The organism is Campylobacter sp. BCW_6871 (assembly GCF_001762325.1).
Classification (GTDB): domain Bacteria; phylum Campylobacterota; class Campylobacteria; order Campylobacterales; family Campylobacteraceae; genus Campylobacter_D; species Campylobacter_D jejuni.
This window is the reverse complement of sequence record NZ_MJWQ01000069.1, coordinates 38,550-49,215: the sequence shown is the minus strand read 5'-3', so window position 1 is coordinate 49,215 and position 10,666 is coordinate 38,550. Positions and strand designations below refer to the sequence as shown.

Sequence of the window (10,666 nt, the reverse complement as noted above, 5' to 3'; positions counted from 1 at the left end):
AAAAAAACAAAAAACACTTTTATTGCCAAACTAAAAAGAGTTAAAAACCATGAGAGCATTATCGATTTACAAGCCAAATACCCAAAGCTTGATATAGTTTCAGCCTATCAATTCCTAACCCTCAAAGACAAATTCAAAATCACCAAATCAGAAATCCAAGATTTTGAAACACTAATCGATATTCTTTCAAAAAACACCCAAAAATCAAAAAAATAACCCTAAAACGATAAAAACCATTAAAAAAATCATTTTAGCCTTTTAAAGGCTAATTCTGTCATTTTAAACCCTATATCCATTCAAGATACACACTTGCAATCAAAAAAACATAAAAAAACCTACAAAAACCACAGTCCATTTCAAAACTGCAAAGCATTTTTGAAAATTCGCAAGAACTTCTAAAATAAGCCCTAGCTCTCATATTTATCGCTATAAATCAAGCACAATCAAAAATACACGCCATGAAGAAAATTTTGTAGTTTTTAGCTCTAAAGTCTATTTTTGCCAAAAATCTTACACAATAACTCGATTATCAATAATGCTTAAAAACCTACAAAATAGATATTTTAAAAGCTTTTTACAAATCGCAAAATGTCGGTAAAACATTAGCATAATTTGCCTACAACAATAAGATTTAAACGCCTATATTTAGGCTATATTATTGCATTATGCCCATTGGCTCAACTTTTTACATTTTTTTTAAAAAAGCAAAAGAGCCTAAAAATAAGGATTTTAGCATAATAAGCCCTAAATATTGATATTTTATTTTTTTATTACACTTTTTAGTATATTTTTTTCAACAATAAAAATTAAATTAATATTAAAAACCCTATAAAATAGTATTTTAAACAAACTCTTTTTTGTAGTTAAGTTGTAATAAAGTTGCACTCAAGTTATAGTAAAAATAACATTAACTACATATTAACTACACTTTTACTTCAAAAAACATGCAAATTTTCACATTTTTGTAGTTAAAGTGTAGTGAAAGTGTAATAAAGTTGAACTCAAGTTGTAGTTAAGTTGAAAATAATTGTAATAAAGTTGCACTCAAGTTGTAGTTAAGTTGTAGTTAAGTTGTAAATAAAGTGCAGTTTATCAAGTAGCGTTTTTTTGCACTCAAGTTGTAATAAAAGTGTAGTGAAGTTGTAGTTAAGTTGCACTCAAGTTGTAGTTAAGTTGTAGTTAAGTTGTAAATAAAGTGTGATTTATTTCAAAAAAAAGTGTAATTAAGTTGTTTTTTATGTTTATTTTATGTTTCTTTTTATACAATTATATTATATATTTATTACAAAATTTAAAAAATATGTAATATAATTATATATAAGATAAAAAACAATTTTTTACCAAAAAAGGAGTAAATAATGTCAACACAAAAAATTGCCATTGATATAGGATATGGAGATACAAAAGTATTTTTCAATGGAAAAACTTTAAAATTTCCATCAGCTGTTTCTGAGGTGAGACAAGCTCAAGTAGATTTATCTGAAACAAAAACAGATATATATACCTATAATGGAACTCAATATAGAGTAGGGGAAAAAGCAATTACAAATGCTATAGCAACTAGGGGTTTTAATTTTTTAAATAAATACTCTCCTTTGTTAGTTTTTCATGCTCTTAATCAAGCAGGAGCAGATTTATCACAACCTATTGAAATAGCAACAGGGCTTTCTATTTTAAATTATCATAGCGCAAATGATTTTAAAGAAGTGATAGAAAATTTTACAATTAATAAAATTCATCTTGAACCAAGTGTATTTTTATTTGCACAAGGGCAGGGTATATTTTTAGAATATCCAAATCATGAAGATAGTCTTGTGGGTGTGATTGATATTGGCTACAACACTTTAGACTTTTTGGTTTTTGAAGATAAAGAACCAAGATCAGATCTTTGTTTTGCAAATCAAGGCGGAGCAAATCGTATTATAGTAGATTTACAAAAAATATTAACAAGAGAGTTTAGAGTAGATTTTAGTGAGCAAGAAGCTAAGAAAGTATTCTTAAATAAGGAAGTTAAAATCGCTGGTAAAGTAATTGATTTTAAAGATGAAATTAAATCCATGACTGAAAGATATATTGATTTTGTATTAGATGAATTTGCTAATAAGTGTGGTGATTTGATGGTGCGTTCTGATGGTGTTATTATAGGCGGAGGCGGCGCTTATTTCTTAGATCAAGAATATATAAAAGAAACGCACCCAAATATTATTTTAGCGCCTAGTCCGCATGAATTTTCAAATGTTAGAGGTTATTATAAAGGCGCTTTTGAAAACTAATATATAGGAGATAAATAATGTTTTCTTTAATACTTGATATAAATATTGATTATTTTATTATTATTTTGTCTTTAATGGCTTTAGCGAGCTTAGTGATATTCATGACAAAACGGTATAGTGAAAATATAAACTTTAAAACCACATTAGTTTTGATACACTTAGTGTTGTTTATTTGGTTTTTTGTAAGTTATAAGCTTTATAACTTTTTTTCTTATGAAACAAATAGCGCCAAAAAAGAAGCTGTTCAAAACTATATACAAACTATAGAAAACAAAATAGAACCAAGATTTAAAGATAAAATCAAAGAACAATTTAGTTCTATACCTAATACTTTTGGTTTTAATTTATGCTATGAGAATAATTATACAGGTGAAACTTGTTTAAACTATCTTTTTTATTTTGAAAACAAGATTAAAAATGAAGTTAAAAAAGCTAGGGAAGAGTTTTTTAAAGATAGAGAAATTCACAACAATATCAACAATAATTTTAACAAAGGAGAGAAAAATGAATCAAGAAATTAAAAATGTAGAAGTTCCAATGAATGAAAATGCTTATAAAAAATGGCAAAGAGTTCCAAAAAACATGCAAGAAAAAGCTATTGAAGCTGCTCTTACAATGTTATGGAGAGATGAAGTATTTTTCTATACTTTTTTTAATGGACACATTGAAGAAGGCGAGAATAGAATAGAAGCAAAGCGTGAAGAAAAAGTTGAATTTCCTTATTAGGATATTCAACGCATGAATCACTTTAGGCACATATTATAATGCAGAAGAGAATATATGAAAACTTTTAATACTGATGACTATATTGCGATTGTAAAAATCATACCATTTAGCGAAAGAAGGACTTGTTTTTGCGATTTTGCAAAACAGAATGAAATAAAAATTGAGAAGATAAATTGGAAAAATTACATAAACAAAGAAGATCTTAAAAAAGTTTATGCAATTTATAAAAACAAGCCACATGAAAGAAATTTCTTTCATGAAAAAAAGCTTATTGTTAAAGCATTTGAAGATGTTGAGAAATTTTTAAGGAGCGAGAATGAAATTAAAAGATTTTGATTTTAGAATTTGGGATAATATTGAAAAGAAGTATATTAAAACACCGCACGGTTTATATATTGAAAATACCGAACATAACGATGCTAGTAACTGTAATCGTATCATAGAGAATTATGACCACGTAGGATTTTCAGTAGATAACCCATATGATTGGAAAAATAAGGAATATTTTAATAATGAAAATGCGTTTTCCATAGAATTATTTACAGGCTATTTTGATAAAAATGGAAATAAAATCTATGAAAATGATATTCTCATGAATGAACTGACTGAAGAGATTTTTTATATTACTAGAGATGACACTTATAAAATGTCTGAAATAATCCTTTATGGTAAAGACTATAATGGAAACCTTTACAGAAAAAGAAATTCTGGTGGTATCAATTTGTTAAAAATGCTTGTTTCAGATAAAAACATGAGTGTTGTTGGCAATATTCACGAAAATCCAGAACTGTTAGAAGAGGGTAAACAATGGAAATTAGCGAACTTATAAAGTTAGTATTGTTATAGGGTATGGAGAGATAATGAAACTACAAAATTTTGATTTTAGGATATGGGATAAACATCACAAGGGTTGTGGCAATAAGGATTGCAAATGCCAAACAAAATATGTTTATGGTGAAGAAGCCAAAACAAGGTTGTCCGAGTTTAAAGAAGATTGTGAAATAGAGCTTTTCACTGGACTTTATGATAAGAACGGAAATAAGATTTATGAAGGGGATATTGTTAAAACTAAAAGTCCATACGATTGCTTTTTGGCAAAAGTTAGCATTCATAAAGAAGGGACTTTTTATCTTGAGAGTAAAAGTAGAGATTACATAGGCTCTTTAATTTATTTAGTTAAAGATGAAGGATATGATACCGAAATAATAGGCAATATCCACGAAAACAAGGAGTTATTAAAATGAAAACTTTAAAAGAAAAAATAGAAGTTATGGAAGCTTTCAAAAACGGTAAACAAGTTCAGGTTAAAGATACAAATTCTGATTGGCATGATGTAAAGGAACCACAATGGAATTGGTTATCTTGTGATTATAGGGTTAAGCCTAGAGAAGAATTAAAATATAGCTTAACACAAGGGGATTATTATGTCTGTGTTAATAAAAGCAATAAGTATTACTATGGAAAAGTTTATAAATTCGTAGAATCTAAATTAGAAACTAAACAATATCTTTTTAGAAGCGTTGATACATTACATTGCGAAAAGTTTTGTAGGGAATATATACTTGAAGAAGATTTAAAAGATTTTATGAATATTTTAGATGATAGGATTTTTTGGTTTTGGGAGGTTAAAGTTGAAGATGAAGAAAATATAAAAGTTACACTTAGACGATTAAATTATAATGATATGAAAGAAAATGAAGACTCTTATAAAATAGAATATGCAAGACCTATATATTCTTTAGGTTTTATCTTAAGAGATAAAAAAGGCAATTTAGACTTAGACGGATTTTTTAAAGTATAAGGATAATAAAAAATGACAGAAATACAATTTAACAAAATTAAAGAAAGATTATCTAAATGGCGTGAAGAAAGACACTCAACTTATGAAAATCAGCAAGCAGAATTTTTAGGTAATGTTTTTGAAAAAGTAAGCGAGTATTTTAGAGCAAAAGATGACTTAGAAAGAGTTGAAGCTTTGTGTGATATTGCAGTATTTTTCTTTAATGCTTTTGAATTAAAATTTGGAGAAATTTCAAATATAAAAAGAGCAGGTATGATTCATTTGATTGACCATTTTACAAGCTATTTTACAGAACACAATAATAAGACAGTTTATAATAATAGCAAAGATGAAGATTTTGAATATTTATTAATTGTTGAGATAGAGATTTTAGTTAAAAACTTAGGTTTTGACTTCTATAAATGTATGCTAGAAAAAATTAAAGAGATTGAAAGTCGTACAGGGTTTTATGATGAGAGATTAAATAGATTTGTCGAAAAAATAGGAGCTTATTGTGAAAGAGAGGCTTTTGATTTAGCAATTAATGATTTTAAATTAACAAATGTGCCAAATAAATATTTTTTAGACAAAGAAGGTAGTGATTTTTGGTGCATAAAAATCGAAGATAATAATGGAGATTATGAAGATTATTATATTAGAAAATGGTATAAAGCTGATTATGAAAGTTGCAGGTTATAAAATGTTAAATATCATCTTAGTTTTACTTTTTATATTATTTTTCATTCTGATGTTTTTTAACTATAAATATCAAAAAGCACAAGTTGAGCTTTTAGAACAAAACAAAAAAACATTAGAATTAAATATTAAAATCTTGGAATTAAATATTAAAAAAATTGAGCTTTTAGAAAAAAGAATTAAGGAGAAACAATGAAAGATAATGAAAATAAATCAACAAGAGTAACTTTTTTTATGAATGATGAAAAAGTTGCTTCGATTTTAGAGCAATTACCGAAGGGCGTTAGGAGTATGTTTATCGAACAAGCTATTTTAGAATATTCTTTAAAAAAACCTAAAGTAGAATTCTTTTTTCATGGAATTACCAAGACAAGAAGAATAAATAAGGTAAAACAGCAAGAGAAAAACTCTGAAGAGAATAATTTACAATCTAAAATTTCAAAAGAAAACAATGTTCAAACTAATATAAATGAGCCTAAAAATGATAATAAGGCTCAGAAAAAAAGCGGTGGAATGATGTTCAATTTTAGCCGCAAAGAGTAATACCAATTTCATTTGCCCTAAGTCCAAAGCTTAAAGTAAAATAAAAATAAAAAATTTTATTTAGCGGATTTAATATAAAAATATATATATTACACTAATATTTAAGAATAAAATAAGTGTTAATGATATATACTCTTTAAAGACAAAAAAGACAATTGCTAATGAAACTAACAAGGAGAAACAATGAGACTACAAGATTTTGATTTTAGAATTTGGGATGGTAAGAAATATATAAACAATATTAAAGGCGGTGTTTATATACACAAAATCAATGACCATATTAAATGCTTAAATAGGAGTCAAGATTGTTACGATTATGAATTTGAATTAGATGATTTAGATAATTCTAATTTAGAGATAGAATTATTTACAGGACTTTATGATAAAAATGGTAAAAAGATCTATGAAGGTGATATTGTATCTTACATAACATTTCAAGGAACAACTCTTTTTTATTTTGTAACTATAAACAAGGATATTAATATCTTTGAGATATTTAGAATAGCTGATTTAGAAAAGTTTGAACTATATAATAGAACTGAAAACGATAGGTTTTCATTGTATTTATTTTCAAAAATTAATGATATGAAAGATATCGAAGTCATTGGAAATATACACAATAAGACTAATTTATTAAAATATAAGAAGTAAAGATTATGAATTTAACAATTAAAAAAATATCAGGAGTAAAAAATGAACTTATTAAATAAAAAAAATATTTTAGTCTATGCTATTTATATAAGCATTATTGCTTTGATTTATTTTTTTGGAAAAGATTTTTTGTTAGTTTTTGATAATTTAAAAAACTTTTTCTTATCAGTAAATCCTGCTTATTATATGCTCATTTTGCCTATAAGTATGTTTTTCGTTTTTATTGTAATAAGCTTCTTGGAAAAAAGGGGGATAAAGGGTGTTTTAGTGTATTTATTAACTGTTATTCCATTACTTTTTTTATTTTTTCATTATTCTGACGCCAAATTGAGTGTTGATTACCTTAATAGTGAAGCAATGTTTGTTATTTTCTTAATTCTTTCTTCTTCTCTTATCGCACCAGTGGCAATTTATGAAATGTCTAGAGAAAAAGAAGAAGTTGAAGGTTAAGGAGTGAAAATGATTTCAATAGGACTTTTATTTTTTCTTGTTGGACTAAACAAACTAATGTGTGGATTTTTATTTAATGCTAGAAATACAATATACAAACTATTAAGTTACACAAAAATTCACGCGATTTTTATTAATTTAAGAACTCTACTTTTTTTAATATTGGTATTTAATGCGGATCTATCTTATATGGGAACAGTTTTATTTCTAGTTGATTTAATGACAGCTATATCTATATTTTTTGCTTATGCTCAATTAGCTTATGGTTTCTCAATTAAAGATTGTATGTTTTATCTTGTGTGTGGAAAAATAGATAAAGAATGGTTAAAGGAGATACAAAAATGACTGAAGAAAAATTAATTAAAAAAGAAATATTTTCTTATGCAATTTTTATAGCAATTATCGCTTTAATTTGCATTTTTAAAAATGAAATTTTGGGCAGTTTATAAAGGATTTATAGAAAATGAATTATAAAAAATTTCAAACAATGAGCAAAGAAGAATATTTTAAAAAATATAATGTCGGAATTAGGTTTTTGTTTGGGTGCGATCTCAATCAAAAAAATGAAACTGAGATGATAAGTCTTAGAGTTTTTTTGCCAAAAAAGCACTTTCAAGAATACAAAAACATTGATATTTTTAAAACAATGGACTTATTTAAAAAAACACCATTATTTAAAAAATTAATAGAGCAAAGCATTAAGATTGATTTTGAAAAAAGAGAATTTGTAATGCCTGATTTTTTTATTAAACATGATATAGAAATCATTCCTTATTTTACGCAAGGTGGCGAAAAAGAAGAAGAATTAAGCAAAGAGAAATTTTTTGAACTTTTAAAGCAAAACAAGATTAAAGAATTAAACTATTTATGCTTTTTATTTTTCGGCTCTTTTTGTAAAGAAGAGTATGAGTATTTTTATAATCAGGAGTTACTAAAATGAAAATATTAGATTTATTTAAAGTCAAGGTTTATTATTTTTGTAGTTATAAGGCAAATAAAGAGGATAAAATTATAACAGGCAGTTGTTTAGTAGATTATAGTAGATATTTTTGGAAAAAAACAGATTTTGAAGTTGTTTATCATCTTATTTCTAATCAAATAAAAAAAGATTTAAAAGCTACTGGTATTTATTTCACGCAATTTCATAAATTATAAATCGGAGAATTAAAATGAATTATGAAGCATTTTGCCATTCCAAGCTCTTACACTAAGATTTTAAAAGGTGATAATTTTAAAGAATGTTATCAAGTGCCAAATCATGAAGTAGAAAATGAGAGTATAAGATCTTATCAGATCAAGTGTCAATTCTAACGCTCCACAAATATCAACCATGAAGCCCCTAGAAAATAGGGGAAATTTTCTACAATAATCTTAAATATAAATCCAAAGTTTAGTGTATTTAATATAAAAATATATTTAATACACTAATATTTAAGAATAAAATAAGTGTTAATAGTGTATGCTACATTAATAAAAATCAAGGAGAAAAAATGAAACTAGAAATAAATATAAGTGTAAACGATATCAAAGAAATTCATGTAGAAGATGTTGTTTATTTATATGAAAAATTAAATCAAGAACAACAAGATTTATTTCTTGGGTTAATTAATGCCACTAAAAATATGGGTGAAAATAAAACCATTGAAATTTTAAAAACTCACTTTAGTGGTTTAGTAAAAGATTTTATCCAAGAAATAAATAAAAAATAGGAAAAAAGTGAAACTAAAAATAGATAGCACAGGTTTAATATTACTTTATATAATATTAATGTCTGTGTTTTTAATAAATGCGGAATATTTAATAAAGCCCACATATAATGAATTATATAGGATATTTTTTACAATATTAGCATCACTGCTTTCGACTATATTGGTTGAAACGCAGAATAAAAAATTTATTAAAGAATGCTACAATTTTGGTGGCATTATTAGTTCAATAATAGGTTCGCTAGTAATATCAATAATCTCATCATGTTTTATAGAATTTAATGATTCCTTTGGTAGTGCTTCATATGCTGTATTTATTGCAGTAGTAGATTTTTTAACATTACTTGTAACAATAATTGGTTTTCATAGAATATTAATCATTTGCGAAAAAGATTCTTATGTTATCAAGCGTTCTAATGATATAAATATTGAAAGTTACACTCAAAAGCAAAATAATAAAACACTAATAATTGATAATACTCAGGATGATTTATTTCGTATTTCTATATCAGATTATAGAAATAAAGAAAAACATTGAAAAATGCAAAAGAAAAATTACTAAAATTAAAAAAAGCAAGGAGGTTTATATGGAAAACAAAGAAATTAATCTAACCCTATCTTACAATGAAATGGTTATTGTCAAAGAAGTCTTTCAGAATTTTGTAAGAACAAATCAAAATATAAATTTTGAGCTTGGAAAAATAAAAGAAATCGAAAATTACTTAGAAATATTAAAAAAAATCGAAAACGGCTTAAATCAAGAATTAAAGATACGAACTGAAAGGTAGGAGGATTAACAATATGGATTTGATTTATTTCTTTTTGGATATAACGATGAAGCTATAGAACGACAAAGAAACATAGATAATCATTTTAATTAAATATAGTCAGGAGCTAAAATGAACTTATTAAAAGAGATTGAAAAAAATATCACACGGAAAAAATAAAAAATAAATTTTATTAAAGGAGTTTGTATGGAAAATAAAAAATTTATTTTAGCCTATATTATTTATATAGGCATTATTGCTTTTATTATTTTTTTTGGAAAAGATTTTCTAAATTTAACATTTTTAATATTTGAAAATTTATGGAACTTTTTTTCAGCGATAGAGGATGTTTATTATTATACAGGCATTGTTTTATTTTGTAGCCTAGCCTTTGTTTGTGTAACATTAATATGTTTAGAAAATAAAATAGTTGGCATTTTAATATTTTTATTAATTGCTACTCCATTGCTTTTTTTATTTTTTTATTATTCTGACGCTAATTTTAGTCTCAATTATTTTAGAAAACTTTGCGACTTGCAATTTTTTCCTATTAAATTTATTATACTTATTGTTATATTTTCTTGTTTTGTAACAGCAGTAATAGTTCATTTTACAGGATTAAATACCGATGAAAATCAATAAAATGATTTGGACTTGTATTAATTGTCAAAAGATTAATGATACAAGCTTAGGAAGTTTAAAAAGTTTAGAAAAAGCAGAACAAATATTGACTTCTTTTAATGAAGAAGTAATCTTGCTTGCAAAATGTAAAAAATGTAAGAAAAATAATGAATTGCTTATGAAGTTTAAAATAATAGGATTAAGTCAGTTCCAAGATGAAAATAAGAGTAAAAGAACACTTAATATGGTTAAAATTAACAAAGAAAGAGCCAAGAATAAAAAGGAGAAAATTTTTTCCCTTTTAAGCGGATTGTTTTTAGATAGTTATAAAGATGAAAAAGGAAATTTTGATATAGAAAAAATAGCTTTACACGCAAAAGTAAATATAAAAACTGCAAAAAAATATATTTTAGAGTATGAAAAAATCATTGACTGAAAATATAAAAAGGAGTG

20 protein-coding genes and 2 pseudogenes are annotated in these 10,666 nt (G+C 25.3%); all 22 read left to right on the top strand.

The window, feature by feature from the left end:
- Nucleotides 1-216: pseudogene (locus tag AJ930_RS10440) on the top strand (hypothetical protein); the annotation flags it as partial.
- 1,142 nt (nt 217-1,358) lie between these two features.
- The gene (locus AJ930_RS08845) at nt 1,359-2,273 is read left to right on the top strand and encodes a ParM/StbA family protein (protein ID WP_002801656.1); all 915 of its coding nucleotides are present in this window, start codon (nt 1,359-1,361) and stop codon (nt 2,271-2,273) included.
- A 17-nt stretch (nt 2,274-2,290) separates the two neighbouring features.
- Nucleotides 2,291-2,794, top strand: a complete 504-nt coding sequence (locus tag AJ930_RS08840; RefSeq protein WP_070275221.1) for a hypothetical protein — start codon at nt 2,291-2,293, stop codon at nt 2,792-2,794.
- Nucleotides 2,778-2,999 carry a hypothetical protein gene (locus tag AJ930_RS08835; protein WP_070275220.1) on the top strand — a complete coding sequence of 74 codons (222 nt, stop codon included), beginning with the start codon at nt 2,778-2,780 and terminating at the stop codon, nt 2,997-2,999. The genes AJ930_RS08840 and AJ930_RS08835 overlap by 17 nt, the downstream gene beginning before the upstream one ends.
- Before the next feature lie 54 nt (nt 3,000-3,053).
- Nucleotides 3,054-3,335 (top strand): hypothetical protein, encoded by a 282-nt coding sequence (locus tag AJ930_RS08830; protein WP_070275219.1) that lies wholly within the window; start codon nt 3,054-3,056, stop codon nt 3,333-3,335.
- A complete protein-coding gene (locus AJ930_RS08825; RefSeq protein ID WP_070275218.1) occupies nt 3,316-3,828 on the top strand; it encodes a YopX family protein in 513 nt (170 codons plus the stop codon). The genes AJ930_RS08830 and AJ930_RS08825 overlap by 20 nt, the downstream gene beginning before the upstream one ends.
- Nucleotides 3,829-3,859: 31 nt before the next feature.
- Complete coding sequence (locus tag AJ930_RS08820) at nt 3,860-4,243, top strand: YopX family protein (protein WP_070275217.1); 384 nt, start codon at nt 3,860-3,862, stop codon at nt 4,241-4,243.
- Entirely contained in the window at nt 4,240-4,800 is a 561-nt protein-coding gene (locus AJ930_RS08815; RefSeq protein WP_070275216.1) for a hypothetical protein, read from the top strand. Before AJ930_RS08820 ends, AJ930_RS08815 begins: the two co-directional genes overlap by 4 nt.
- 12 nt (nt 4,801-4,812) lie before the next feature.
- Nucleotides 4,813-5,478 carry a hypothetical protein gene (locus AJ930_RS08810; protein WP_070275215.1) on the top strand — a complete coding sequence of 222 codons (666 nt, stop codon included), beginning with the start codon at nt 4,813-4,815 and terminating at the stop codon, nt 5,476-5,478.
- Between the two features lies 1 nt (nt 5,479).
- Nucleotides 5,480-5,671 carry a hypothetical protein gene (locus AJ930_RS08805; protein ID WP_002840066.1) on the top strand — a complete coding sequence of 64 codons (192 nt, stop codon included), beginning with the start codon at nt 5,480-5,482 and terminating at the stop codon, nt 5,669-5,671.
- Entirely contained in the window at nt 5,668-6,018 is a 351-nt protein-coding gene (locus tag AJ930_RS08800) for a hypothetical protein (protein WP_070275213.1), read from the top strand. The genes AJ930_RS08805 and AJ930_RS08800 overlap by 4 nt, the downstream gene beginning before the upstream one ends.
- Before the next feature lie 183 nt (nt 6,019-6,201).
- The gene (locus AJ930_RS10100) at nt 6,202-6,669 is read left to right on the top strand and encodes a YopX family protein (protein WP_083263171.1); all 468 of its coding nucleotides are present in this window, start codon (nt 6,202-6,204) and stop codon (nt 6,667-6,669) included.
- A 42-nt stretch (nt 6,670-6,711) separates the two neighbouring features.
- On the top strand, nt 6,712-7,119 hold the full coding sequence (locus tag AJ930_RS08790; RefSeq protein ID WP_070275212.1) for a hypothetical protein: 408 nt from the start codon (nt 6,712-6,714) through the stop codon (nt 7,117-7,119).
- Between the two features lie 9 nt (nt 7,120-7,128).
- Nucleotides 7,129-7,464 (top strand): hypothetical protein, encoded by a 336-nt coding sequence (locus tag AJ930_RS08785; protein WP_052798557.1) that lies wholly within the window; start codon nt 7,129-7,131, stop codon nt 7,462-7,464.
- 118 nt (nt 7,465-7,582) lie between these two features.
- Entirely contained in the window at nt 7,583-8,059 is a 477-nt protein-coding gene (locus AJ930_RS08780; RefSeq protein ID WP_070275211.1) for a hypothetical protein, read from the top strand.
- A complete protein-coding gene (locus AJ930_RS08775) occupies nt 8,056-8,274 on the top strand; it encodes a hypothetical protein (RefSeq protein ID WP_052773979.1) in 219 nt (72 codons plus the stop codon). The genes AJ930_RS08780 and AJ930_RS08775 overlap by 4 nt, the downstream gene beginning before the upstream one ends.
- Before the next feature lie 18 nt (nt 8,275-8,292).
- Nucleotides 8,293-8,430 (top strand): annotated as a pseudogene (locus tag AJ930_RS10875) (DNA/RNA non-specific endonuclease); the annotation flags it as partial.
- A 179-nt stretch (nt 8,431-8,609) separates the two neighbouring features.
- Nucleotides 8,610-8,828, top strand: a complete 219-nt coding sequence (locus AJ930_RS08770; protein WP_058914663.1) for a hypothetical protein — start codon at nt 8,610-8,612, stop codon at nt 8,826-8,828.
- Nucleotides 8,829-8,835: 7 nt separating this feature from the next.
- Nucleotides 8,836-9,363 carry a hypothetical protein gene (locus tag AJ930_RS08765; protein WP_070275210.1) on the top strand — a complete coding sequence of 176 codons (528 nt, stop codon included), beginning with the start codon at nt 8,836-8,838 and terminating at the stop codon, nt 9,361-9,363.
- A 49-nt stretch (nt 9,364-9,412) separates the two neighbouring features.
- On the top strand, nt 9,413-9,613 hold the full coding sequence (locus AJ930_RS08760) for a hypothetical protein (RefSeq protein WP_070275209.1): 201 nt from the start codon (nt 9,413-9,415) through the stop codon (nt 9,611-9,613).
- Between the two features lie 186 nt (nt 9,614-9,799).
- The gene (locus AJ930_RS08755; protein ID WP_070275208.1) at nt 9,800-10,234 is read left to right on the top strand and encodes a hypothetical protein; all 435 of its coding nucleotides are present in this window, start codon (nt 9,800-9,802) and stop codon (nt 10,232-10,234) included.
- Complete coding sequence (locus AJ930_RS08750; RefSeq protein WP_070275207.1) at nt 10,221-10,649, top strand: hypothetical protein; 429 nt, start codon at nt 10,221-10,223, stop codon at nt 10,647-10,649. Before AJ930_RS08755 ends, AJ930_RS08750 begins: the two co-directional genes overlap by 14 nt.
- Nucleotides 10,650-10,666 lie beyond the last annotated feature (17 nt).

Bases quoted from the DNA above. Each gene is read 5' to 3' on its own strand.
- AJ930_RS08755 (WP_070275208.1), top strand. From the start codon at position 9,800: ATGGAAAATAAAAAATTTATTTTAGCCTATATTATTTATATAGGCATT.
- AJ930_RS08800 (WP_070275213.1), top strand. From the start codon at position 5,668: ATGAAAGATAATGAAAATAAATCAACAAGAGTAACTTTTTTTATGAAT.
- AJ930_RS08820 (WP_070275217.1), top strand. From the start codon at position 3,860: ATGAAACTACAAAATTTTGATTTTAGGATATGGGATAAACATCACAAG.
- AJ930_RS08790 (WP_070275212.1), top strand. From the start codon at position 6,712: ATGAACTTATTAAATAAAAAAAATATTTTAGTCTATGCTATTTATATA.
- AJ930_RS08760 (WP_070275209.1), top strand. From the start codon at position 9,413: ATGGAAAACAAAGAAATTAATCTAACCCTATCTTACAATGAAATGGTT.
- AJ930_RS08845 (WP_002801656.1), top strand. From the start codon at position 1,359: ATGTCAACACAAAAAATTGCCATTGATATAGGATATGGAGATACAAAA.
- AJ930_RS08780 (WP_070275211.1), top strand. From the start codon at position 7,583: ATGAATTATAAAAAATTTCAAACAATGAGCAAAGAAGAATATTTTAAA.
- AJ930_RS08775 (WP_052773979.1), top strand. From the start codon at position 8,056: ATGAAAATATTAGATTTATTTAAAGTCAAGGTTTATTATTTTTGTAGT.
- AJ930_RS08835 (WP_070275220.1), top strand. From the start codon at position 2,778: ATGAATCAAGAAATTAAAAATGTAGAAGTTCCAATGAATGAAAATGCT.
- AJ930_RS08805 (WP_002840066.1), top strand. From the start codon at position 5,480: ATGTTAAATATCATCTTAGTTTTACTTTTTATATTATTTTTCATTCTG.
- AJ930_RS08810 (WP_070275215.1), top strand. From the start codon at position 4,813: ATGACAGAAATACAATTTAACAAAATTAAAGAAAGATTATCTAAATGG.
- AJ930_RS08750 (WP_070275207.1), top strand. From the start codon at position 10,221: ATGAAAATCAATAAAATGATTTGGACTTGTATTAATTGTCAAAAGATT.
- AJ930_RS08825 (WP_070275218.1), top strand. From the start codon at position 3,316: ATGAAATTAAAAGATTTTGATTTTAGAATTTGGGATAATATTGAAAAG.
- AJ930_RS08785 (WP_052798557.1), top strand. From the start codon at position 7,129: ATGATTTCAATAGGACTTTTATTTTTTCTTGTTGGACTAAACAAACTA.
- AJ930_RS08840 (WP_070275221.1), top strand. From the start codon at position 2,291: ATGTTTTCTTTAATACTTGATATAAATATTGATTATTTTATTATTATT.
- AJ930_RS08815 (WP_070275216.1), top strand. From the start codon at position 4,240: ATGAAAACTTTAAAAGAAAAAATAGAAGTTATGGAAGCTTTCAAAAAC.
- AJ930_RS08830 (WP_070275219.1), top strand. From the start codon at position 3,054: ATGAAAACTTTTAATACTGATGACTATATTGCGATTGTAAAAATCATA.
- AJ930_RS10100 (WP_083263171.1), top strand. From the start codon at position 6,202: ATGAGACTACAAGATTTTGATTTTAGAATTTGGGATGGTAAGAAATAT.
- AJ930_RS08770 (WP_058914663.1), top strand. From the start codon at position 8,610: ATGAAACTAGAAATAAATATAAGTGTAAACGATATCAAAGAAATTCAT.